Consider the following 21,663-nt stretch of genomic DNA (forward strand, 5'->3'; position numbering starts at 1 on the left):
CCGGTCCCCCCAACCGCTGTGAAAAGTTTCACCAGCCGGGGTAGCGTCCGGCCATAGGGACCTCGGCAGGAGGAGAAAACCGTGAGCCAGCCACCGTCGCCCGATCCACCGGATCCCGACCGGCCCGCGTCCCCCTGGGAACAGCCCGCCGCCGGCCCGGAGCCGCCCCCTTCACACCGAACAGACCCGAACCAGCCGCCGGAGCACGGTGCGGCGCAGGGCGGCCAGCCCCAGTGGGGGCAGCAGCAGTGGGAACAACAGCAACAATGGGAACAGCAGCAACAACCGTGGGCGCAACAGCCACAGTGGGGGCAGCAGCACCAGCTCTATGATTCGCCCAGAAGCTCGGCGACGAACGTCCTGGCCGTGCTCTGCCTAGTCTTCGCCTTCGTCTTCGCACCCGCTGGCATCGTCCTCGGCCACCTGGCCCGCCGACAGCTGCGCACCAGCGGCGAGTCCGGTGGCCAACTCGCCACCGCGGGCCTGATCCTCAGCTACATCTTCACCGCGCTCGGCCTGTTGGCCTGCTGCGGTTGGGCGGTCCTGGCCGCCGTCGGCGGCAACGACAGCGGCACGTACTGAATCGAAGCGCCCTGGCCCGTGGCGTGGTGACCGGGTGTTGAGCGCCGTCGGGTCAGCGAAACTGCGCCTCGCGCACGCTGTTGCCGCCGTCCACGACCAGCATCTGACCGGTGATGTAGGAGGCGGCCGGCGAGCAGAGAAACGCGATGGACGCCGCCACCTCATCCGGCGTGCCCGGCCGGCCCACCGGCGTCCCCAGACCTTGTTTGAGCTCGGCCACCGTTGATGCGGCGGTGTGGATGGTCCCCGGGGCCACCGCGTTGACGGTCACCCCGTCCGCAATCATCTCCATCGCCAACGCCCGGGTCAGCCCGACGACTCCGGCCTTGGCCGCCGCGTAGGCGGCCTCCGTTGGCAAGGCATTGACCGGGCCGGCGGTCGCCGCCAGGCTCACGATCCGGCCCCAACCCCGCTCGGCCATCCCGCCGATGAACGCCCGGCTGCACAGGAAGGCCGTGGTCAGGTTGCGATCGATCTCACCGCGCCACTCCTCGTAGCTGAGCTGGGCGACCGGCCGCAGCACCTCCGGGCTCGCCCGACTCGCCAAGCCGGCGTTGTTGACCAACACCTCCACCTCACCGAGCTGCTCGGTGACCGCATCTGCCAACGCACCGACCTCCGACTCGTCGGTGAGGTCAGCCACGAACCCGGTGACCCCCAGTTCGCCGGCCCGCTCGTGGATGCGGCGAGTGGTGGAGACGATGGCGACCCGCGCGCCCAGGTCGGCGAGGCGACGCGCGGTCGCGTACCCGATACCGTCCGGGCTGCCGGCTCCGGTCACCAACGCCACCCGCCCGTCTAGCCGCATGGTGACCAGCTCCGGCAGGGGTACCTGCTCGTCCTGCCCGCCGGGCCCGGCCAGACTGCCGCCCGTCGCCCGGCTGCGGCGGGCCACACCGCGCCGACTCGCGTCTCGTTTCGGTCGGCTCCCGGCACTCGCGTCAATCGCCATGCCAGAATCCTGCCTGTTTGCCCCGGCCCGAGCAACGCGGCGCGGTGGCAGTGCCCCGAATTTCATTCGGCTGACTACGCTGGCGGCTCACCATTACCCAAACGGAGAGCAGAACCAGACCATGACCTACCCCCCCTCCTCCGGCGACTGGCAGGACCCCACCAGACCACTTGGCGGGTTGCCGGACGACAGTCAGCAGCCCGGGCAGCAGTCCGCTCCTTCCGCCCCGGTAGGCGACCAACCCGGGCTCGGGCAGCCAGCCGGGGGCGTTCCCTACCCCCCGACCGACCCGTACCCGGGCGGCTACCCGGCGGGCGCCAACCCACCGGGCACGTACCCACCGGGGGCGTACCCGCCGGGCGCCAACCCACCGGGCACGTACCCGGCGGGCGCGTACCCGCCGGGCGCCAACCCACCGGGGGCGTACCCGACGGGCGCGTACCCGGGCTACGGCTACCCCCAGCCGCAGACGAACAGTATGGCCATCGTCGCCCTGGTGTTGTCGCTGTTCGGGCTGATGTCCTGCATCACCGCGCCGGTCGGGGCAGTCCTCGGCCACATCGCGCAGAAGCAGATCCGGGAAACCGGCGAGCGCGGCGAGGGTATGGCGAAGGCCGCGATCATCGTCGGCTGGATCCTGACCGGCCTGGTAGCGCTCCTGATCGTCTTCTACGTGGTGGCGTTCGTCATTATCGCCACCGAATCCGCGAGCACCGTCTGAGCCAACCGGCCGCAGCGGGCCGCCCCGGGAAACCGGGGCCAGGCCCGGCGGGCCGGAATCGGCTGACCGCCCCGACCGCCGGCCGGCTACTGCGCGGGCGGGGTGAAGGAAGAGGTACGAACCATCCCGGCCGCTCGGCCCTTCGCCGCGATTACCAACGCCATCTTGCGCGACGCCTCGTCAATCATCTCGTCGCCGAGCATCACCGCACCGAGCTTGCCGCCAGCCTCGGAGGTGTAGTGCTGGTAGGCGTCGAGGATCAGCTCGGCGTGGTCGTAGTCGTCCTGGGCTGGGGAGTAGACCTCGTTTGCGGCCTCCAACTGGCCCGGGTGCAGCACCCACTTCCCATCGAAGCCGAGCGCGGCCGACCGCTTGGCCACGTCGCGGAACCCATCAACGTCCCGGATCTGCAGGAACGGGCCGTCGATCGCCTGCTTGTCATGCATCCGGGCAGCCATCAGGATGCGCATCAGAATGTAGTGGTAGGGATCGCCCGGGTAGTCCGGAATCAGCGCCCCGACCGCCAACGACTTCATATTGATCGACGCCATGAAGTCAGCAGGGCCGAAGATGATGGCCTCCACCCGGGGCGACGCCGCGGCGATCGCATCGACGTTCACCAGGCCAGCCGCGTTCTCGATCTGCGTCTCGATCCCGATCCGCCCGACCTGGAGGCCGAGGGTCTTCTCCACCTGGGTGAGGGTGAGGTCCAGCCACCGCACCTGGCCGGCGTCCTGCACCTTCGGGAGCATGATGCAGTCCAGGTTGGCGCCGGCGCCCTCGACCACATCGATGACGTCCCGGTAGGTCCATGGGGTGGTCAGGTCGTTCACCCGGACCACCCGGGTCTTGCCGGTCCAGTCGCCCTCGTTGAGGGCGGCGACGATGTTCTTCCGCGCGTCCGGCTTCGCGAGCGGGGCGACCGCGTCCTCCAGATCAAGGAAGACCTGGTCGGCGGGGAGGCCCTGCGCCTTCCCCAACATCTTGAGGCTGGAACCCGGTACCGCGAGGCAGGACCGACGGGGGCGACCGACTGCGGTCATAAAGCGCTCCTTCCAGCGTCCGGCGACAGGCCGGCGCCACCTCAACCATGCAGACGTATATGGACTTGGCGACCCAAACAGGCGGCTTGACGAAGCCAAAGTAATGGGGAGGTCACGGTAACCTCGTGCCGTGACTGGGGTGAACGAACCTGTGGAAGATCTCACTGGGCGTCGACTGGTGGTGGTGACCGGAGCCAGCTCCGGCATCGGCCTCGCCGCCGCCGTTGACCTGGCCTGCCGCGGCGACCGGGTGGTACTCGTCGGACGCGACTCGGCCCGCCTCCACGCCGCCGCCGAGCAGGTCCGGGAGGCGGCTGGCGAACTGCCGGCGGTGTTCCGCGCGGACTTCGCCGTCCTCGACAACGTCCGTGCCCTGGCAGAGCAGCTGCGCGCCGCGTACGACCGGATCGACGTGCTGGCCAACAACGCTGGGGGGATCGTGCTCGCGCCGACCACCACCGTTGATGGCTACGAGCTGTCGATGCAGACCAACCATCTCGCACCGTTCCTGTTGACCAATCTCCTGCGGGATCGACTCGGCCGGGTCGTGGTGACCGCCTCCGGCGCCCACCGCAGCGGTTCGCTCAACCCGAACGATCTCAACCAGCCGCTGCGCCGGTACCGCGCGATGAGCGCCTACGGCACCAGTAAACAGGCGAATATCCTGTTCACCACGGAGGCAGCCCGACGCTGGCCGGACCTGCCGACGTACTGCTTCCACCCAGGCGTGGTGCGGACCCGGTTCGGCGGTGACAGCCGGTTGATCACCTTCGCCATGCGCCTGATGCCGGCCCGCCGGGCGGAGAAGGGGGCCGAGACCCTGGTCTGGCTCGCCAACCAGGCTCCGGAACGGCTCCACAGCGGCGGGTACTACCAGGATCTACGGCTCCGCCAACCAGCCCAGAAGGCAACTGATCCGGAATCGGCCGCCCAGCTCTGGGAAACCAGCGCGAAGGCGGTCGGCATCGACGGGAGCCAGGGGTCCGGGGAGGGTCAGGCGCGCTGACCCCGCGCGCTGCTGTGGATCACCACCGCGACGCCCACCAGCAGCAACGCCAGGCCCGGCAACGCCAGCGGCGGTGGCAGCTGGCCCAGCCAGACCCAGCCGAGCAGCGCCGCACCCGGAGCCTCCAACAGAATCAGCAGACTGACCGTGGTGGCCGAGACCCGGCGCAGCGCGTAGGTGAACATCGAATGACCAAGCAGTTGGGCACCGACCACCAGGGCCAGCACCGCGAGCCAGGTACGGGTGTCGAAGCCGGACAGCCGCACCCCACCGATCCAACAGACCACGAGTAGGACCAGAGCGCAGACGCCATAGCAGACGGTGGTGTACGTGGTGGTACTGACCGTTCGACGGACCTGCTCCCCCAGGGCGGTGTAGACCGCGGCGAACATTCCGCCGAGGATCGCGAGCAGATCACCGAGGAAGGCCGGCCCGGAGAGCGCGAAGTCGGCTCCGGTGGCCAGTGCCGCGCCGGCGACCGCCACGCCGACGCCGACCCACACCGCCCTCGGCAGTCGCCGCCCCTGGGCCTGCGCGATCAGCCCCTGCCAGACGGGTTGGGTGGCGACCAGTGCGGTGGCCGCCGCCACCGTGGTGAGTTTGACGCTCGGCATCCAGGTGGCGAAGTGCGCGGCGAGCGCTAACCCGGAGAAGACGCAGTATCGACCGGCGCGTCGTCCGGCCGGAGCGGCCAACGCCCGCAGCTCGGCCCGCCGCAGGAGCAGAGTGGCCGGACCGAGCACGGCGGTCGAGAGCAGGTTGCGCCAGAAGGCGACCGCCAGGGCCGGTGCGGCGGCGAAGGCGACCAGCGGCGCGGAGGACGACACGGCGAGCACGGCGAGGACGAGCGCGCCGCCGGTCAACGGCTCCGACGGCAGCCGGTACGGCAGGGCGGGCACAAAGAGTAATAGTCCCACGTATCCGAAGCCGATTCGATCAGCCTTCGATCACGATCGTCCGCGACGCACCGCCGACCTTCAGCGCCGAGGGCCCCATGCCCAGGTTCCGGGCGGTGCTCTTGTTTGGCACGCTGCCCGGCGTGGTCGGCCCCCGCTGGGCAGCACCAGCCGGCGGAGGTCAGCGTCGGCGGACGCGGTGCAGCCGGAACGGCTTGCGGGTGGCCCGCACCACCGCTGCCGGGCGGGGTGGCTGGGCCAGTGAATCGGTGGGGAGTGCCGGGCCGGCCAGCGGATCGCCAGCGGGAACGAGGCGGTTGAGCGCGCAACCGACCGCCGCCCAGCGGGCCACGAGGTCGGCAGCCGAACCTGGTGCGTTCAACCGCTTCGCCGCAACCAGCGGCGCGCTGGTCTCCCAGTCTTCGGTACCGGGCAGCAACCGGGTCACCTCCGCCGGCCAGGTGACGATCCGGCCGCCGTGATCGCCCCGCAGCGTGACCTCCGCCCGCCGCGCGTCGGCGAGCCCGGGAGCGGACTGCTCCCCCGGCCCGCTGACCACGAGGAGCGCGCCCGCCAGGGGCACACACCAGAGCGCGGATGCCGGGGCGTCGGCGACGCCGACCCAGGCGATGCCCGCCTTCTTCAGCGCCTCGTCAACCAGCAGGTTGCTGCGTCGTACCGCGTCACTCACCCCCGCATCCTCCCGCACCGACCGCTGGTCCGCACCCGTGGTCGGGGGTTGACGCAGCCCCGGTTCGCCGTCGCGGCAGCGACCGCACCGCCCGCAGCGACCGCGCCGCCCGCGCCGCTCAGCCGACGAACGGCGGGATCACAATCTCACCCCGGGCCACCGGTACCACCCGGCCGCTGACGGTGGCACCGAGGGCGGCCCCATCCGTCGCGGTAACCGTGCAGGTCAGCGCGGATGGTCGGTTGATCTCGCTGCCCTGGCGGACGGCGTAACCGGTCCGGCCAGTACCGGGTAGCAGCCCACTGGCCACCAGCCACACCCCCAGTCCCAGGGCGGCCGACCCGGTCGCTGGATCCTCCGGCCCCCCCAGCCCGGGGACGAAGACCCGGGTGTGCGCGGTCCGCGACTCGGCATCCCAGGAGAAGACCGCGACGTGCTCCACGCCGTACCGCTGTGCGGCCCCCGAATTCAGCTGGGCGCGGGGCACCGCGTCCCGACGCACCGGAAGGAACGGAAACTCCAGACCGCAGCCGGCCACCCGGGGCGCCGGCCCGGCCTGGTTAACCGCGGTGAGGCCAACCAGTTCCAGCAGCGGTCCCGGATCCAGCTCGGGGCCGAGCGTCGGCGTGCCTCCGGTCAGCGTCGCGCCGGTCGCATCCACCTCGATCGGCAGCACACCGGCGCCGCACTCCTGCCGGACCGAGCCGGTGGCGAAGAGACCACGCCGGCTGGCGGTGACCGCCGCGCCAACACTTGGATGACCGGCGAACGGCAACTCGGCAGCCGGGGTGAAGATCCGCGCCCGATAGGTGGCGTCTGCCCGGGTTGGTGGGAGCACGAACACCGTCTCGGAGAGGTTGAACTCCAGTGCGAGTGCCTGCATCTGCTCCGTGGCCAACCCCTGGGCGCCAAACACCACCGCCAGTGGGTTACCGGCGAAGGGGCGATCGGTGAAGACGTCCACGATCTCGTAATCCAGGGTCGACATGCTGATAGACAATAGGCACCTAGGCTGGTCTGCGTGAGTACGCCGACCCGGGTCTACATCGCCCGGCTCGCCGGAGTCGCCGTCTACGACCCCAACGGCGACCAGGTGGGCCGGGTCCGCGACGCGGTAGCTCGGCTACGGGCCACGAAGCACCCGCCGGAGGTGGTCGGCCTAGTCGCTGAGATGCCGATGCGGCGGCGGATCTTCCTCTCGATCAACCGGATCACCTCGATCGATCCGGACGCCGTGGTTCTCGGCACCGGCACCCTCAACCTACGCCGGTTCGAGAAGCGCCCGAACGAGCTGCTCGTTCTCCAGGAACTGCTCGACCGCCGGGTGCAGATCCACCCGGACGGGGTGGCCGGGGTCGTGGTGGATGTCGCCATGGAGGCGACCCGCGACGAGTGGACGTTGACGCGAGTCGCGATCCGCGAGCACACCGGCCGGCTCACCCGCCGCGGCAACCTGCGCCAGCTCGAGTGGGACCGGGTTCGCGGGTTGAGCGGGATCGCCGACAACCGGGGCACCGCCAACCTGCTGGCGGTCCTGGAGGAGATGCGCCCCGCGGACCTGGCGAACGCCCTGCAGGACCTGCCCGACGAACGGCGCAACGAGATCGCTGCCGCCTTCGACGACGAACGGCTGGCCAACGTGCTCAGCGAGTTGCCGGAGCACGACCAGGTGGAGGTCCTGGCCGCACTGGACCGAGAGCGGGCCGCGGACGTACTGGAGCAGATGGACCCGGACGACGCCGCCGACCTGCTCGGCGCGTTACCGCCACCGGAGCAGGATGTCCTGCTCGACCTGATGGAGCCGGACGAGGCCGATCCCGTACGCCAGCTCCTCAAGTACACGCCGGGCACGGCCGGGTCGGTGATGACCTCCGAACCGGTGATTCTGCCCCCGGACGCCACGGTGGCCGAGGCGCTGGCCCGGATCCGCGAGCCCCAGCTCTCCCCCGCGGTAGCCGCCCAGGTCTTCGTCACCCGGGCGCCGCTGACCACACCGACCGGCCGCTACCTCGGAATCGTGCACTTCCAACGGCTGCTGCGGGAGCCGCCGGCTGACTTGTTGGGCGGAGTGGTGGTCAACGACATCGACCCGCTGCGGCCGGTCACCCCGCTACCTGAGATCACCCGCCGGATGGCCACCTACGACCTGGTCGCCATGCCGGTAATCGACCGCAGCAGCCGGTTGGTGGGCGCGGTCACCGTGGACGACGTGCTGGACCATCTGCTGCCTCGGGACTGGCGGGACCGGGACGCGCGGCCGTCCACCCCGGTCGGCACCGGCGAGTCGTCGGACGGTACGGATGGTTGAGCGGCGGCGGCCGGAGCGGTTGGATCAGCCACGCGAGGTCCGGCGCGTCCAGCTGCCCCGGTTCGACCCGGAGGCTTTCGGCCGATGGTCGGAGGCGATCGCCCGGGGGATGGGCACCGCCCACTTCATCGTCTACATGACGGTGGTGATCGCCGCCTGGTTCAGCTGGAACACGCTCGCCCCCACGCATCTTCGGTTCGACCCGTACACCTTCACGTTCCTGACCCTGATGTTGTCGTTGCAGGCGAGCTACGCGGCTCCGTTGATCCTGCTCGCGCAGAACCGCCAGGCGGACCGGGACCGGCTGGCGCTGGAGGAGGACCGGCGTCGGGCTACCGCCCAGAAGGCCGACACCGAGTACCTGGCCCGGGAGATCGCCGCGCTCCGGAACGCGATGGGTGAGGTCGCCACCCGCGACTTCCTCCGCTCCGAGCTGGCCCGGCTCGCCGAGGAGCTGGACGACGCCGCCCAACGCCGGTTGCGCCGGCAACACCGGGCCCCGGGGCAGCCGGTTGACGGGGACGGGCTCGACGAACCCCGGGATGAGGTGGAGACCGATCCGGCCGGCGACGGCCGCACCGGTGCCGGGAACGGGTGACCGTCGTCGCTGCCACCCAGGGCGGCGCCGCATCGTCGCCGACGTAGCATTGCCGTCATGTCTGCACCAGCCAATACCGTCTCCGACGCGATTCAGGCCGCCCTGGCCACTGTCAACGACCCGGAGATCCGCCGTCCCATCACGGAGTTGGGGATGGTCCGCTCCGCGGCGATCGGCGACGACGGCGTGGTTCAGGTTGAGCTGCTGCTCACCGTCGCCGGCTGCCCGCTGAAGGAGAAGCTGCGCTCGGACATCACGGCCGCCGTGGGCACGGTGCCGGGGGTGACGGGGGTGGAGATCGAGTTCGGCGTGATGAGCCCCGAGCAACGCAAGGAACTCCAGACCAGGCTACGCGGCGGCGGCACCGACCAGGAGCCGGTGATCCCGTTCGCCCAGCCCGGCTCCCGTACCCGGGTTTACGCGGTGGCCAGCGGTAAGGGCGGCGTCGGCAAGTCCAGCGTGACGGTCAACCTGGCGGCGGCGCTGGCCGCCCGGGGGCTCTCCGTCGGGGTGGTTGACGCGGACATCTACGGCCACTCGGTGCCGCGGATGCTCGGGGCCGAGGGGCGACCCACCCGCGTCGAGGACATGATCATGCCGCCCGAGTCGCACGGGGTGAAGGTCATCTCGATCGGGATGTTCACCCCCGGCAACGCCGCAGTGGTGTGGCGGGGCCCGATGCTGCACCGGGCCCTACAGCAGTTCCTCGCCGACGTGTACTGGGGCGACCTGGACGTGCTCCTGCTCGACCTGCCCCCGGGCACCGGAGACGTGGCGATCTCGCTGGCCCAGCTGCTGCCCAACGCCGAGATCCTGGTGGTCACCACGCCGCAGACCGCCGCCGCCGAGGTGGCGGAGCGGGCCGGCGCGATCGCGTTGCAGACCCACCAGCGGGTGGTCGGCGTCATCGAGAACATGTCGTGGCTGGAGCTGCCGGACGGCACCCGAATGGAGGTTTTCGGGGCCGGCGGCGGCCAGGCGGTCGCCGATTCGTTGACGAAGGCCGTTGGTGCGCAGGTGCCGCTACTCGGTCAGGTCCCGCTCGACACCCGGGTCCGCGAGGCCGGCGACGAGGGCAACCCGGTCGTACTCGCCGAGCCGACCGCCCCCGCCGCTGCGGCGCTGGGCCAGGTCGCCGACCGGCTCGCGGTACGACGCGAGTCACTGCTCGGCAAACCGCTGGGCCTCAAGCCGGCTGGCAGCTAGCTCGACCTGGTCGGGCCGCTCGGCAACACCCGGCGGGCCTCTTGCCGGGCGGCCCGCCGGTCAGTCGGTCAGGCGGGTGGCTGGGCCCGCCGGTCAGGTGATCAGGCGAGCCCGTAGGTCGCCGACCTCGGCTGCGGTCAGGCCGTTCTTGAGGAGGTAGTCGGGCATCGTCAGGGCGGCGACCGTCGAGCTCAGCGATGCCTCGATGGTGGTGTTCCGAGTCGCCAGGAACTCCGTCACCGCGACGAGTTGGTCTGGGTGACCAAGCTCGGCGTAGCGCTGCCGCATCCGCTCGTAGGAGAGCAGGTAGTCGGCGACGATCTCCTCCGGCGTCGCCTCCGCCAAGGTCAGCAGCACCAGCGCGAGCAGCCCGGTCCGGTCCTTGCCGCCGGAGCAGTGAAACAGCACGCAGCCCGGTGCGGCGGTGCTGATCGCCCGGACGGCGGCTGTCACCCGCTCCGACTGCTCGGTCAGCATCGCCGGGTAGTACAACGGTGACGCCAGGTTATCGATCTTCTCCCAGTGCGCGTAGAAGGGTGTGCCGACCGGTTCGAGCGGCACCCGCACCGTCGTGATCCCCGCTGGTCTGGGCGCGCTGTCCGGCCCGTACTCGTCGGCGTTTCGCAAATCGACGACCGTGCGAACCCCGTACGCCCAGGCGGCCGCCCACCCCGCCGCGCTCAGGTGGTTCGGCTCCGCCATCCGGACCACCGCGCCCGGCCGTACCCGCCCGAGCCCGCCCAATTCCCGAGCGTTGAGACAACCGTCCCAGAAGAGCTCCCTGCCCCGCGCCGCCGTCGGGTCATCGCCGTCGGCACGGACGAGCGGCGTCGATCCACAGTCGATGCTAGTCATGCCACGGCACCATAGCTCGACCCCACCACCAAACCCCGGCGAGGCGTCCGTCAGGTCGCGCCGTCAGTTGCCGGTCGCGCCGCCGCTACTGGTCGCGTCGTCGGGTCAGGTCGCGTCGTCGTAGCTGACCCGAGGAGTGGGCGCGGGCAGGGTACCGCCGGTCGTCCGGGCCGGGGGGCTGGCTGGACGGCTTGTCGGGTCAACGGCGGTGGCGACGTCCTTCAACTCCTCGCGCACGCTGGTGACATCGGCCCGCAGGTTGTCGTAGACCCCCTGCAGCGGCTTCCGAATCGCCGCCTCATCCTCCTCGCTGAGCAGGTGCTTACGAACGAACGCCTTCGGATGCAGGTCCTGGAGCTGGATGTCGGTGCCCAGTTCCCGACTCAGGTCAGTGGTGGCGTTGGTCGCCATCCGGCGCAGGTTACGCACCATCCGCAGACCGTCACTGATGACCGAGGGCAGCCGGTCACCGAAGATCAACAGCGCCAGGAGCAACAGCGCACCGATCTCCCACCAGTTCAGGTTGTCGAACACCGCACGACCCTCCCTTCGGCCTCAGCGCAAGCCTACGCACGTCACAGGCTAGCTCGGCAGGGGGCCGAGCGGCTCACTTCGCATCCGCGACCAGGGTCACCGAGGCGTTCCGCCGCGACGTGCCACGCCGGTACTCCACCACCACCACGGAACCGGGTGCGAACTTGCGGACCAGGGCGATCAGGTCCGTCGGCCCGTTCGTCGGCCGCCCGTTGAGCGTGACGATCACGTCATTCGCCCGCAGCCCGGCGCTGGCCGCCGGACCGGAGGGCTCCACCGAGACCAACCGCACCCCCACCCCGGCACCCACACCCCCGCCGCCCACCTGGGCGCCGATCACCGTACGACGGGCCTTGCCGGTGCCGATGATGTCCTGGGTGATCCGCTTGGCCTGGTTGATCGGAATCGCGAAGGCGAGCCCGATGTTGCCGGCCTCCTGCCCCTCGGCGACCAGCGACTTGATCGTGGAGTTGACCCCGACCACCCGGCCGGCACCGTCCACGAGGGGGCCGCCGGAGTTGCCGTGGTTGACCGCCGCGTCGGTCTGGATCGCCGCGTAGTAGCGGGTGGGGCCGCCCGGTTCGCCCGCCTGCATCGTCCGGTCGAGGGCGCTGATGATGCCGGCGGTGACCGTGTTGGCCAGGGAGAGCGGCGACCCGATGGCCAACACCGGATCACCGACCGCGAGCGCTTCCGAGTCACCGAACGCCACCGGACGGAGCCCTTCCTTCGCGACCTTGATGACCGCGATATCGGACTCCGGATCCTGACCGACGAGGGTGGCCGAGGCGGAGCTGCCATCGTTGAAGACCACCGTGGCCGGCCCGGTCGCGCCCGCCACCACATGGTCGTTGGTGATCACGTAGCCGTCGGTGGTGGCGATGAAGCCGGAACCCTCGCTCGTCCCGTCGGGCACCGCCACCCGAACCGTGACCACGCTCGGCAGCACCCGCTCGGCCACCCCGGCGAGCGACTCCGGCCGGCGCTGGGCCAGCTCCGGCGGCTGGATCGGGGCACCACCGAGGACCGGGGCGGTGCCACCGCGGATCGCGAACGCGTAACCGAGCGCACCCCCCAGCGCACCGGCGAGCAGGGCCGTCACCAACGGAATGATCAGCAGGTGCCGCAGTCTGGGACGGGCCGAATCCGGGTCGGTGACCGGCTCCGGCTCGGCGCCGGGAACCGGCGCGGCGGGCACGACCACCGCCGCCGGTGCCATCGGATCCCGCCACGGGTCGGCCAACGCGTCAGACCACCAGGGCGAACCCGGGCCGCCCGGCGGAGGAGGAGCCGACGACGAGCCCGCCGCTGTGGCACCCGTCCCGGGCTGGCGCCGGTCCCAGCCATCGGTCACGTCGCTGCCTCCCACTCGTCCCGGGCCCATCCGTGCCAGCCACGCTCGACCGGTCGCACTCGTTCGGACACCGCCTCCAGGATTGCACGGAAGCCACGGGTGGAGTCATGGCTACCCACCGTGATCGTCGATGTGTGGGACGCGCGGCTGCGCCCCGTGCACATCGCCTCTAGGCTCACAGTGCCCCACTCACCCCTGCGGGGCGCGTTCCGGTCATGCTGCCGCAGCACCCGGAGCCCGCTCTGACCCGAACGCCGTCCGGAGGTGTCCCATCGCCACGGTCGCCAATTCCGGCTCTTCGGCCCAGGCTCTGCAACTCGCCGAGTCATACGTGACCGAGGATCTCGTACTGCGCACCGCCCGCGCCCTCGCCCACGAGATCGGCCTGGAGGCGGTGACCCCCGGTGCGGGTGCCGCCCTGCGGCTGCTGGCCGCCGCGGGCAACGCCCGCGCGGTGGTGGAGATCGGCACCGGCACCGGCGTCAGCGGTGTCTGGCTGCTGCGCGGAATGCGCCCCGACGGGGTACTGACCACGATCGACGGTGAGATCGAGCATCAGCGCATCGCCCGCCGGATCTTCACCGAGGCCGGTTTCCCCGCCGGGCGGAGCCGGATCATCACCGGCCGGGCGCTGGACGTGCTGCCACGCCTCGCCGACGGCGCGTACGACCTGGTGTTCGTTGACACCGAGGCGACTGGCTTCGCCACCTGCGTGGAGGCCGCCCACCGGCTACTCCGACCGGGTGGAGTACTCGCCCTCAACGGCGCCCTGGCCGACGGCCGGATCGCCGACCCCGCCGCCCGGGATGTGGAGACGGTGACCACCCGGGAGACGATCAAGGCGATCCGGGAGTCCGAGTACTGGATTCCCGCCCTGCTCCCGGTCGGCCACGGGCTACTCACCGCGGTGCGCAGCTAGGCATCCGGACGCCCGGATCGCCATCGACCCACGTCAGCCGAGCGTGTCCAGCCAGCGCAGGAGCGAACGGACACCCCAGCCCGTGGCGCCCGGGGTCAACTCCGCGTCCGCCCCTTCCGACCAGGACGGCGCCGACATGTCGACGTGCACCCACCTGTCCCGCAGCTCGCCGAGGAACTCGCGCAGGTAGAGCGCCGCCACCACCGACCCAGCTCCCTGGGCCGGCGCGCTGTAGAGATCGGCGAGATCGCTGCTGAGGTAGTCGACATAGTCGGTCGGCAACGGCATCCGCCACGCCGCTTCACCGGCGGCGTTGACCGCCGCCAACAGGTCCCCGGCGAGACGGTCGTTCTCGCTGTACAGGGCGCCGGTGCGCTTGCCCAGCGCCACCGCGTTCGCACCGGTCAGCGTGGCCAGATCGACAACCAGGTCGGGCTGGTGTTCCCGTACGGCGTAGGCGAGCGCATCGGCGAGGACCAGCCGGCCCTCGGCGTCGGAGTTGGTGGTCTCGCTGGTAACGCCGCCGTAGTGACGGATGATGTCGCCGGGTCGGAACGCGGCGCCGCTGACCATGTTCTCGGCGAGCGGGGCGAGGGTGGTGACCCGGACCGGCAGCCGCCGCATGGCCGCCCCCAGCGTGGCCGCCACCACCGCCGCCGCGCCGGCCATGTCCTTGCGCATGAGCTTCATGCCGTCCCGGGATTTGATCGAGATCCCCCCGGTGTCGAAGGTGATCCCCTTGCCGACCAGCACGACGTGCATCCGCGCCCCGGCCGGCCGCCAGTCCAGCTCGACCAGCCGGGGACCGTTGGCGGAGCCGCTGCCCACCGCGACGATCCCACCGAAGCCCTCGGCGGCCAGCTCATCCGGTTCCCGGACCCGCAGGTGCAGGTCGGGGAGGTCGGCCGCGGCGTCGGCCACCTGCCCGGCGAACCAGCCCGGGTTCTTCACCGACGAGGGCATGTTCACCAGGTCGCGGGCGAGTCGGGTCATCTCCGCGGTGGTGCGGGCGCCCGCGACCACGTCGGCGTACTCCGCTGGATCCGGCACCACCAGGTCAACCGCGGCCAGGGCGGGCGCGGCCTCGTCGGCGCCGAGTCGGAACCGGTACGACGCCAGCAGCAGCCCCTCCACCAGCCCCCGTACGGCTGCTGGGTTGGTAGCCGTAGGTAGCGGGAGCGTGACGTGCTCCCCGCCGGCCGCCGCTCGGGCGAGGGTGGCCCCGGCCGTCCGCCAGGCCGCCTCGTCCCCGGCCCCGATCCCGAACGGGAGCAGGCGGGCCGGCACCCGTTCGGGTCGAAGCTGGGTCCAGGTCTGACCGGCATCGCCGCGCAGTCGCGCGACCGGCAGCAGCGCGGCGAGTTCGTCGGCGACCCCGTCCGGCAGGGCCGCCGCGACGGGCACCGGCTGAGCTGACGGTTCCGCCTCGCCAGCGGGTCGGACGGGCAGGGCCAGGACATCGAGCCGCTCGGGCTCAGCGATGAGACGGATGGCGAGCACGCGACGCCGTACCTTCCAGGAGAAGCCTGCGGAGCGACGTCCGCAGGACAGGAAAAATTCCGCAGGCGGCTGCCGGGTCGGTGGGTCACCTGACGACCAGCGGTGGCCGCCCGGAGTCCCGGGTGGCCACCGACTCGCCGTCCCGTTTTCAGCATGCCTACGACCACCGGCGAGCGAACACCGGTGGATCAGGAGGCGGACGGACCGTCCACGCGAGGCGCGGACGGTCCGTACTCAGCCGGCAGCCGCCCTCAGCGCATCACCGAGCGCGTTGGCCTCGTCCGGAGTCATCTCGACGACGAGCCGGCCACCGCCCTCCAGCGGGACTCGCATGACGATGCCCCGGCCCTCCTTGGTGACTTCCAGCGGACCGTCGCCCGTCCGCGGCTTCATCGCCGCCATGTTGTCTCCCCTCAGACCTGAACCAGGGTCGGTGGGTTGCCCCACAGCCACTTCGCCACGACCACCCGCACCTTCACCGGGGTGTCGACCAACGATTTTCCCTGATGAACACCGCCGGACCCAAACCGAGGCAGTATTGATGTAACAGAACCTAGCTTATCCCGAGAAGGCCTGTCACAATGTGCGGTCATGCAGGCACGGTCAGCACTCTTCGACCTGTACGGTGACCACCTCCGGCCCCGTGGTGGCCGCGCACAGGTCGCTGCCCTGGTCAAGCTGCTGGCACCCCTGGGCATCGCACCGCCAGCAGTACGGACGGCGGTCTCCCGGATGGTGCGCCAGGGCTGGCTCGAACCCCTCCGAATGGTCACCGGGCCGGGCTACGCGATCACGCCGAAAGCCGCACGCCGGTTGGACGAGGCGGCCACGCGGATCTACCGCACCGGCAAAACTGGCTGGGACGGGCGCTTCGACCTGCTCGTCCTGGCGCCACCGACCGCCCGCCGGGAACGGCAGCGCCTCGCCGCGAACCTGAGCTTCCTCGGCTACGGCACGCTTGACGAGTGCACCTGGGTGGCCACCCGACCGGGCGAGGGCGTGGACCTGCTCCTTGACGAGGCAGGTGTGCGCTACGAGCGGTTCACCGCCGCGCACGCCGCCGGCACCCCGGGGGCGATGGGCATCGTCCGCCGCGCCTGGGACCTGGCCGAGATCGGCCGGGCATACGAGCAGTTCGTCACCGAACAACGGGCGCTGCTCGCCGGAGTCACCGTACGCAGTCCCGACGAGGAGGCGTACGCCGCCCGGTTCCGACTCGTGCACGCCTGGCGCACGTTCCTGTTCCGGGACCCACAGCTGCCGCTGGCGCTGCTTCCCGAGCGCTGGCCGGGCACCGCCGCCGGCAGCTTCTTCGACCGCCACGCGGCCCGGCTTCGGCCGGCCGCCGACCGCTACGTCGAGGCCTGTCTCGACGCCGGTAACCGCATCACTGGACAGAAGGGTCATTTGACACCATGACCGAGCCACTCCTCATCGACCGTACCGACGCCGTCGTAACCCTCACCCTGAACCGCCCCAAAGCCATGAACGCGTTCGACACGGCGCTGAAGGAGGCGCTCCGGGACACCCTGGCCGAGCTGGAGAACGACCGGAGCTGCCGAGCGGTGGTGCTGGCCGGGGCGGGCGGTTCGTTCAGTGCTGGTCAGGACCTGCGCGAGCACGTGCGGACGCTGGAGTCCGGCGAGGGCAACCCGCTCGACACCGTGGGAACGCACTACAACCCGATCGTCGCCCGGCTGGCGGGACTGGCCAAACCCGTCGTCGCCGCCGTCGGCGGCATGGCCGCCGGGGCGGGTGCCTCGCTAGCCTTCCTCGCCGACATCCGCGTCGGTGGACCCTCCACCAGCTTCCTCATGGCGTTCGCGAAGGTTGGGCTCGCCGCCGACACCGGCGCCTCGTGGACACTGCCCCGGCTCGTCGGCCACGCCAAGGCTGTCGAGCTGCTGATGCTCGCCGAGCCGGTACGGGCGGCGGAGGCTCACCAGCTCGGCCTACTCAACCGGCTGGTCGCGACCGACGAGGAGGTACTCCCGGCGGCACAGGAGTTGGCCGCCCGACTGGCGGCTGGCCCGACCGTCGCGTACGGGGCAATCAAACGACAGCTCTCCATCGCGGACGCGGGCACTCTCGCCGACGCCCTGGCCGCCGAGGCGCAGGCTCAGTCGATCTGCGGCGCCACCGCCGACCACCGGTCTGCCACCATGGCCTTCGTCGCCAAGCAGAAGCCGGTCTTCGAGGGCCGCTGACAGTGCCGGGCTCCGCCCCCGGTCAGTCGTCCTCCTCCGGGTCCTGGTTGGCCTCCGCACCGAGGACGAACGCCTGCATGGCCAGCTCGTCACCGGACGGCCAGACGAATGCGGGTAGCTCGCCGGGGCCCAGTTCCTGCACGTAGGCCCAGAACTCCCGAACCGCCTCCGCCGGCGACACGGCCTCGATCGGCAGGTTGAGACTGACCATCCAGGACTGCCGCGGCGGGGGCGGGCCGAGTTGGTCGGCCAGCGCCTGGAAGGCCATCGGGTCCAGCGGGGTGACCGGCCCATCGACCATCAGGGATTCGGCCGACACCGGCGTGTCGAAAGACCGTCGGGTGTAGGTGATCACCAGCCGCGGCTCGACCTGATCCGTGCGCGGGCCCTCCGGGCGCAGGTCGCCGATGTCGGTGACCCGACCCAGCGCGACCAGCCTCGACGGCGCATCGGCGAGCACCGCGACCTGGTCGCCGAGGCGCGGCCGGGTTCCCTCGGCACCGACTAGCTCGAACGTGTCATGGTGCACGAGCCGCTCGGCCTCGTACCGCCCCGGTGGCAGCAGCACCGCCCAGGTGTCCGCGCCGTCGGTACGGGGTGTCCGGTCGGTCCGGTCCGCGGTGTCCGTCGTCATGCACTCCATCCCATCACGTCGCCACCGCCAGCTGGCACGTGGCAACCAACGAGATGGTCGTCGACCATGCCGGTGGCCTGCATCAGTGCGTACGCGGTGGTCGGGCCAACGAACCGGAAGCCCCGCTTCTTCAACGCCTTCGCCATCGTGGTGGACTCCACGGTCAGCGCCGGCACCTGCGCGAACGAGGCCGGTCGGGAGCGCCGCGGTGGCGGCGCGTACGACCAGAGCAGGGCGGAGAGACCGGCCGGAAGTTCCAGCGCGACCCGCGCGTTGGAGATCGCCGCCTCGATCTTGGCCCGGTTGCGGACGATGCCGGTGTCACCGAGCAGCCGGGCGACGTCCGCCGCGGAGAACGCGGCTACCGACTCGATCCGAAACCCGTCGAACGCCTCCCGAAACGCGGCCCGCTTCCGCAGGATGGTCAGCCACGACAGCCCGGACTGGAACGCCTCCAGCGTCACCCGCTCGTAGAGGGCGTCGTCGCCATGCAGCGGGCGGCCCCACTCGGTGTCGTGGTAGACGGCGTAGTCGGGCGTGCCCGCCCCCCAGGCACAGCGAGGCGAACCGTCAGCGCCGATCACGAGGTCAGTCACGCGTCAACGCTACGGCACCCCACCGACGCACCGACACGCCCGGCCGGGGCAGATCAGGGAAGACGGCCCTGTTCCACCCGCCGCCCGAATCGCCGGAGGGCCCGCGTCAGGCCGACCTTCGATCCCGGCCACAGGAAGGGCCACACCACCCGTCCGGCCGCCCCGCCCGGCAGTTGGAACCACTCGTGCCAGACGACCTGGGTCCGCTCTCCGGCCAACGGGGTGCACCGCAGCACGCCGGGGCCGCGCAGTAGCTTCCCGCAGTGAACCACGCGCACCTCGTACGGTGCGTCTACCCGGACCACCCGCATCTCGTCGCGGAGGGTGGCCGGCCCGACCGCGGTGACCGCCTCGACCAGGCTGCCCTCGCCACCGTCCCCCTCGACCACCCGGACCTGGGTGAAGGGGATCCACTCGCTCTGTCGTTCCCAGGAGACGAGCGCCGCGAAGACCCGCTCGGCCGAAGCGTTGACGATCACCGCGGCGGTAACCTCGCCGGCTCCCGGCCGCGCCACCTCGCGCAGGTCAGCGCGGTCCGGGGTGGCCCGCTCCTCGGCGCCGTCCCCCACCGTCACACCGACTCCGAGCGGGCTGCCGAGTCCGCCGCGCCCGGCCCGGTCCGGTCCGCCGAGCCAGCCGTGCTCTCGCCGCCGGACCGAGCCTCGGGACCGGACTGGGTCTCGTCAACGGTTTGCGCTTCGGAACGTCGCCCGACCTCGCCACCGAGGCGGGCCTCGTCCGCCGACTCGTCAGCGGTCTCGGCAGCCGGTGGTCGGGACCGCTGCGCCACGCCATCGGGCGGGTCAGCGGTGGCCCCGGAGTGCGCTCCGGCGGCCTGCCTGCGGGCGCGCAGCAGCGTCTCCGCATCGGCGTTGCGCCCCTCACGCAACGCGGTGACCTCTGCCTCCAGCACCCCGATCAGCTCCGTCTTGTAGCCAATGTCGTACGCCGCCCGGCGCAACGCCTGGTCGACCTGAGCCATGCGGTACCCGCGCAACGCGGTGTCGAACCGCACCTGGCCAATATCGGACTCGCACAGCGGGCGAGTGCTGGGCAGGGGCACCGCTGCCCCGTCCGGCTCGACTGGCGCAAGACCCGAATCCCGGTCGGTGACCAGCACCGCCACGCCGAAGACCACCGCCGCGACGGTGAGCGCCGCGACCAACAGGAGCAGAACCTGACCCATGCACCAGATCGTGGCATGTCAACCGGGCGGGGGCGACCCCACCACCCCGGATCCCCGGTGAGCAGGCGAATCGACCACCGGTCCGGCCGACTCGGTGGGCACCGACTAGCGTCGGGACGGCCGGGAGGTCCGGCGACACCCTCAGGAGGCGGGATGGCGAACGCGCTGCGGCTCGGCCGACGTACCTTCGGCCCAGGTGAGCTCGGAGTCATGGCGATCGTCAACCGCACCCCGGACTCGTTCTTCGACCGGGGCGCGACCTTCGGGCAGGAGAGCGCGCTGCGCGCGGTGGAACGCGCGGTCGCCGAGGGCGCCGACATCATCGACATCGGCGGGGTCAAGGCCGGCCCCGGCGCCGAGGTCGATGTGGCCGAGGAGATCCGCCGGACCGTGGCCACCATCGCCGCGGTCCGCGCCGCCTTCCCCGACGTGGTCATCTCGATCGACACCTGGCGGGCCGAGGTGGCCGTGGCGGCGGTGGCCGCCGGTGCGGACCTACTGAACGACACGTGGTCCGGCACCGATCCAGCGCTGGCTCGGGTCGCGGCGGAGACCGGCGCCGGGCTGGTCTGCTCGCACGCGGGCGGGCTGACCCCGCGTACCCGGCCGCACCGGGTCGGCTACGACGACGTGCTGGCGGACGTGGTGGCGACCGTGACCGGCCTCGCCGAGCGGGCGGTGTCGCTGGGGGTACGGCCCGACGGCATTCTGATCGACCCGGCCCACGACTTCGGTAAGAACACCCACCACTCCCTGGAGCTCACCCGCCGCCTCGACGAACTCGCCGGGACCGGCTGGCCGCTGCTGGTCGCCCTGTCGAACAAGGACTTCATCGGCGAGACCCTGGACCTGCCAGCCGTCGAACGGTTGGAAGGCACCCTCGCCGCCACCGCGATCTCCGCCTGGCTGGGCGCCCGGGTGTTCCGGGCGCACCAGGTCCAGGCGACCCGCCGGGTCCTGGACATGGTGGCCACCATCCGCGGCGACCGCCCGCCCGCGTCCACCCGGCGCGGCCTGGCGTAACGCTCACCGTGGGCCCCGACTTGGCGTCGCCGGACGGTCAGGTCCAGCGCAGGATGTTCTTCCGCCACGCGTAGAGGATGCCCAGCGCCAGCACCGCCACGAAGATCGCCATCTCCACGACGGTGACCAGCCCGTAGCCACGCCGGTTGAAGATCACAGCCCAGGGGAAGAGGAACACCGCCTCGACCGCGAACAGCACATACAGGTAGGCGTACACGTAGTAACGGATCTGGGCCTGGGCCCAGTCACCGCCGACCGGGTCCAGCCCGCACTCGTAGGCAGCGCGCTTGCCAGGTGGCTCGGCAGGGCGGGCGGGGCGCAACACCCGGTTGGCCGAGAAGGCCGTCACGAAGAAGAGCAGACTGGCGAGGAGCAGGAGCCCGAGCGTCGCGTAGGAGCCCAGGTAACCGGTCACGGTGGCTCAGACTACCGGTCCGGCCCCGGGCCCGCATCCGTCGAGCCGTGGACGACGACGAGGGCCGGCCCCTGGTGGGGCCGGCCCTCGTCGGTTGGTTGGGGGTCAGCTGGTGGAGTAGCCGCGGGTGGCGATCCAGTCGGCGAGGGCTTCGGTGGTGATCCAGTACTCGGCGGTGTTCGGGTTCGCCGAGTCGGCGATCTTCACCTGGTCGCCGGCGTCGCGGTAGCCGTTGACGGCGATGTAGTGGCCGCCGGCGAAGGAGTGGCTCTCGCCGTTGGTGTCGGTGGCGGTGCCGGCGATGTTGGCCACGACGGCGCGGCCGTCGTCGACGGTGCGGATGATGTCTTCGCGCAGGGTGTCGGTCTGTGTGGTGTCGGCCTCGGGGGTGGAGATCTCGACGCTGCGGTACACGTCGCTGCCGGTTTCGGTGTTCA

General features: G+C 71.3%; 26 protein-coding genes. 10 read left to right on the plus strand and 16 right to left on the minus strand.

Features of this window, described 5'->3' with window-relative positions; genetic code table 11:
- Positions 1-81 precede the first annotated feature (81 nt).
- Positions 82-582, plus strand: coding sequence for a DUF4190 domain-containing protein (locus B118_RS30085; RefSeq protein WP_026185446.1), 501 nt, complete (start codon positions 82-84; stop codon positions 580-582).
- A 52-nt stretch (positions 583-634) separates the two neighbouring features.
- On the opposite strand, the gene B118_RS0109265 is transcribed toward B118_RS30085, so the two are convergent.
- Positions 635-1,534 carry an SDR family NAD(P)-dependent oxidoreductase gene (locus B118_RS0109265; RefSeq protein ID WP_018221267.1) on the minus strand — a complete coding sequence of 300 codons (900 nt, stop codon included), beginning with the start codon at positions 1,532-1,534 and terminating at the stop codon, positions 635-637.
- A gap of 121 nt (positions 1,535-1,655) precedes the next feature.
- Here B118_RS0109265 and B118_RS0109270 point away from each other — a divergent pair, with 121 nt between their 5' ends.
- A complete protein-coding gene (locus tag B118_RS0109270) occupies positions 1,656-2,255 on the plus strand; it encodes a DUF4190 domain-containing protein (RefSeq protein ID WP_018811458.1) in 600 nt (199 codons plus the stop codon).
- Between the two features lie 86 nt (positions 2,256-2,341).
- Here the strand turns inward: B118_RS0109270 and B118_RS0109275 are convergent, their stop codons facing one another.
- Entirely contained in the window at positions 2,342-3,298 is a 957-nt protein-coding gene (locus B118_RS0109275) for an HpcH/HpaI aldolase/citrate lyase family protein (RefSeq protein WP_018221269.1), read from the minus strand.
- Between the two features lie 151 nt (positions 3,299-3,449).
- On the opposite strand from B118_RS0109275, the gene B118_RS0109280 reads away from it, so the two are divergent.
- Positions 3,450-4,304, plus strand: a complete 855-nt coding sequence (locus B118_RS0109280) for an SDR family NAD(P)-dependent oxidoreductase (RefSeq protein WP_026185447.1) — start codon at positions 3,450-3,452, stop codon at positions 4,302-4,304.
- Here B118_RS0109280 and B118_RS0109285 read toward each other — a convergent pair.
- The 3 genes from B118_RS0109285 to B118_RS0109300 all read right to left on the minus strand — a co-directional run bounded on the left by B118_RS0109285 (position 4,292) and on the right by B118_RS0109300 (position 6,879).
- Positions 4,292-5,203, minus strand: a complete 912-nt coding sequence (locus tag B118_RS0109285; RefSeq protein ID WP_028192680.1) for a DMT family transporter — start codon at positions 5,201-5,203, stop codon at positions 4,292-4,294. The genes B118_RS0109280 and B118_RS0109285 overlap by 13 nt on opposite strands.
- Before the next feature lie 178 nt (positions 5,204-5,381).
- Positions 5,382-5,891 carry a hypothetical protein gene (locus B118_RS0109295; RefSeq protein WP_028192681.1) on the minus strand — a complete coding sequence of 170 codons (510 nt, stop codon included), beginning with the start codon at positions 5,889-5,891 and terminating at the stop codon, positions 5,382-5,384.
- A 118-nt stretch (positions 5,892-6,009) separates the two neighbouring features.
- Positions 6,010-6,879 carry a PhzF family phenazine biosynthesis protein gene (locus tag B118_RS0109300; protein WP_028192682.1) on the minus strand — a complete coding sequence of 290 codons (870 nt, stop codon included), beginning with the start codon at positions 6,877-6,879 and terminating at the stop codon, positions 6,010-6,012.
- Positions 6,880-6,912: 33 nt separating this feature from the next.
- Here B118_RS0109300 and B118_RS0109305 point away from each other — a divergent pair, with 33 nt between their 5' ends.
- From B118_RS0109305 to B118_RS0109315, 3 genes are read left to right on the plus strand one after another with little or no spacing between them, the layout of a single operon-like run.
- Positions 6,913-8,199 carry a magnesium transporter MgtE N-terminal domain-containing protein gene (locus B118_RS0109305; RefSeq protein WP_018221274.1) on the plus strand — a complete coding sequence of 429 codons (1,287 nt, stop codon included), beginning with the start codon at positions 6,913-6,915 and terminating at the stop codon, positions 8,197-8,199.
- Positions 8,192-8,797 carry a DUF1003 domain-containing protein gene (locus B118_RS0109310; RefSeq protein WP_018827228.1) on the plus strand — a complete coding sequence of 202 codons (606 nt, stop codon included), beginning with the start codon at positions 8,192-8,194 and terminating at the stop codon, positions 8,795-8,797. The genes B118_RS0109305 and B118_RS0109310 overlap by 8 nt, the downstream gene beginning before the upstream one ends.
- A 57-nt stretch (positions 8,798-8,854) precedes the next feature.
- Entirely contained in the window at positions 8,855-10,003 is a 1,149-nt protein-coding gene (locus B118_RS0109315) for an Mrp/NBP35 family ATP-binding protein (RefSeq protein WP_018811464.1), read from the plus strand.
- A gap of 93 nt (positions 10,004-10,096) precedes the next feature.
- On the opposite strand, the gene B118_RS0109320 is transcribed toward B118_RS0109315, so the two are convergent.
- From B118_RS0109320 to B118_RS0109330, 3 genes are all read right to left on the minus strand, one after another.
- Positions 10,097-10,858 carry a tyrosine-protein phosphatase gene (locus B118_RS0109320; protein WP_027647891.1) on the minus strand — a complete coding sequence of 254 codons (762 nt, stop codon included), beginning with the start codon at positions 10,856-10,858 and terminating at the stop codon, positions 10,097-10,099.
- A gap of 105 nt (positions 10,859-10,963) precedes the next feature.
- Complete coding sequence (locus tag B118_RS0109325; protein WP_027647892.1) at positions 10,964-11,392, minus strand: twin-arginine translocase TatA/TatE family subunit; 429 nt, start codon at positions 11,390-11,392, stop codon at positions 10,964-10,966.
- 73 nt (positions 11,393-11,465) lie between these two features.
- On the minus strand, positions 11,466-12,746 hold the full coding sequence (locus B118_RS0109330; RefSeq protein ID WP_080660309.1) for a S1C family serine protease: 1,281 nt from the start codon (positions 12,744-12,746) through the stop codon (positions 11,466-11,468).
- A gap of 331 nt (positions 12,747-13,077) precedes the next feature.
- On the opposite strand from B118_RS0109330, the gene B118_RS0109340 reads away from it, so the two are divergent.
- Complete coding sequence (locus B118_RS0109340) at positions 13,078-13,665, plus strand: O-methyltransferase (protein WP_018221280.1); 588 nt, start codon at positions 13,078-13,080, stop codon at positions 13,663-13,665.
- 33 nt (positions 13,666-13,698) lie between these two features.
- On the opposite strand, the gene B118_RS0109345 is transcribed toward B118_RS0109340, so the two are convergent.
- A complete protein-coding gene (locus B118_RS0109345) occupies positions 13,699-15,165 on the minus strand; it encodes a leucyl aminopeptidase family protein (RefSeq protein WP_018221281.1) in 1,467 nt (488 codons plus the stop codon).
- A gap of 234 nt (positions 15,166-15,399) precedes the next feature.
- On the minus strand, positions 15,400-15,567 hold the full coding sequence (locus B118_RS30095; protein ID WP_011904620.1) for a DUF3117 domain-containing protein: 168 nt from the start codon (positions 15,565-15,567) through the stop codon (positions 15,400-15,402).
- Positions 15,568-15,756: 189 nt separating this feature from the next.
- On the opposite strand from B118_RS30095, the gene B118_RS0109360 reads away from it, so the two are divergent.
- Complete coding sequence (locus tag B118_RS0109360; RefSeq protein ID WP_028192683.1) at positions 15,757-16,584, plus strand: PaaX family transcriptional regulator; 828 nt, start codon at positions 15,757-15,759, stop codon at positions 16,582-16,584.
- The gene (locus tag B118_RS0109365) at positions 16,581-17,372 is read left to right on the plus strand and encodes an enoyl-CoA hydratase-related protein (RefSeq protein WP_018221283.1); all 792 of its coding nucleotides are present in this window, start codon (positions 16,581-16,583) and stop codon (positions 17,370-17,372) included. The genes B118_RS0109360 and B118_RS0109365 overlap by 4 nt, the downstream gene beginning before the upstream one ends.
- A 22-nt stretch (positions 17,373-17,394) precedes the next feature.
- Here B118_RS0109365 and B118_RS0109370 read toward each other — a convergent pair whose 3' ends face one another.
- Genes B118_RS0109370 through B118_RS0109385 form a run of 4 tightly spaced genes read right to left on the minus strand, consistent with a single transcriptional unit; the run spans position 17,395 to position 19,788 of the window.
- Entirely contained in the window at positions 17,395-18,006 is a 612-nt protein-coding gene (locus B118_RS0109370) for a hypothetical protein (protein WP_018221284.1), read from the minus strand.
- Positions 18,003-18,602, minus strand: coding sequence for a DNA-3-methyladenine glycosylase I (locus tag B118_RS0109375; RefSeq protein ID WP_018811467.1), 600 nt, complete (start codon positions 18,600-18,602; stop codon positions 18,003-18,005). The genes B118_RS0109370 and B118_RS0109375 overlap by 4 nt, the downstream gene beginning before the upstream one ends.
- Positions 18,603-18,655: 53 nt before the next feature.
- Positions 18,656-19,177: an SRPBCC family protein gene (locus B118_RS0109380; protein WP_018221286.1), complete on the minus strand. Its 522-nt coding sequence runs from the start codon at positions 19,175-19,177 to the stop codon at positions 18,656-18,658.
- The gene (locus B118_RS0109385; protein ID WP_028192684.1) at positions 19,174-19,788 is read right to left on the minus strand and encodes a DivIVA domain-containing protein; all 615 of its coding nucleotides are present in this window, start codon (positions 19,786-19,788) and stop codon (positions 19,174-19,176) included. Before B118_RS0109385 ends, B118_RS0109380 begins: the two co-directional genes overlap by 4 nt.
- 153 nt (positions 19,789-19,941) lie before the next feature.
- Between B118_RS0109385 and folP the strand changes: the two genes are divergently transcribed.
- Positions 19,942-20,811, plus strand: a complete 870-nt coding sequence (gene folP / locus B118_RS0109390) for a dihydropteroate synthase (protein WP_018221288.1) — start codon at positions 19,942-19,944, stop codon at positions 20,809-20,811.
- Between the two features lie 37 nt (positions 20,812-20,848).
- Here folP and ndhC read toward each other — a convergent pair whose 3' ends face one another.
- Both ndhC and B118_RS0109400 read right to left on the minus strand, forming a co-directional pair.
- Positions 20,849-21,226, minus strand: coding sequence for an NADH-quinone oxidoreductase subunit A (gene ndhC, locus B118_RS0109395; protein WP_018221289.1), 378 nt, complete (start codon positions 21,224-21,226; stop codon positions 20,849-20,851).
- A gap of 105 nt (positions 21,227-21,331) precedes the next feature.
- Positions 21,332-21,663, minus strand: a 332-nt coding sequence (locus B118_RS0109400) for a C39 family peptidase (RefSeq protein WP_028192685.1), incomplete at its 5' end; no start/stop codon positions are given.

The sequence above is a fragment of the Salinispora pacifica CNR114 genome, assembly GCF_000514775.1.
Lineage (GTDB): Bacteria > Actinomycetota > Actinomycetes > Mycobacteriales > Micromonosporaceae > Micromonospora > Micromonospora pacifica.

Coding starts and splice junctions, on each gene's coding strand:
- B118_RS0109265 (WP_018221267.1), bottom strand. CDS start 1,534: ATGGCGATTGACGCGAGTGCCGGGAGCCGACCGAAACGAGACGCGAGT.
- B118_RS0109270 (WP_018811458.1), top strand. CDS start 1,656: ATGACCTACCCCCCCTCCTCCGGCGACTGGCAGGACCCCACCAGACCA.
- B118_RS0109275 (WP_018221269.1), bottom strand. CDS start 3,298: ATGACCGCAGTCGGTCGCCCCCGTCGGTCCTGCCTCGCGGTACCGGGT.
- B118_RS0109300 (WP_028192682.1), bottom strand. CDS start 6,879: ATGTCGACCCTGGATTACGAGATCGTGGACGTCTTCACCGATCGCCCC.
- B118_RS0109310 (WP_018827228.1), top strand. CDS start 8,192: ATGGTTGAGCGGCGGCGGCCGGAGCGGTTGGATCAGCCACGCGAGGTC.
- B118_RS0109315 (WP_018811464.1), top strand. CDS start 8,855: ATGTCTGCACCAGCCAATACCGTCTCCGACGCGATTCAGGCCGCCCTG.
- B118_RS0109320 (WP_027647891.1), bottom strand. CDS start 10,858: ATGACTAGCATCGACTGTGGATCGACGCCGCTCGTCCGTGCCGACGGC.
- B118_RS30095 (WP_011904620.1), bottom strand. CDS start 15,567: ATGGCGGCGATGAAGCCGCGGACGGGCGACGGTCCGCTGGAAGTCACC.
- B118_RS0109360 (WP_028192683.1), top strand. CDS start 15,757: ATGCAGGCACGGTCAGCACTCTTCGACCTGTACGGTGACCACCTCCGG.
- B118_RS0109365 (WP_018221283.1), top strand. CDS start 16,581: ATGACCGAGCCACTCCTCATCGACCGTACCGACGCCGTCGTAACCCTC.
- B118_RS0109370 (WP_018221284.1), bottom strand. CDS start 18,006: ATGACGACGGACACCGCGGACCGGACCGACCGGACACCCCGTACCGAC.
- B118_RS0109385 (WP_028192684.1), bottom strand. CDS start 19,788: ATGGGTCAGGTTCTGCTCCTGTTGGTCGCGGCGCTCACCGTCGCGGCG.
- folP (WP_018221288.1), top strand. CDS start 19,942: ATGGCGAACGCGCTGCGGCTCGGCCGACGTACCTTCGGCCCAGGTGAG.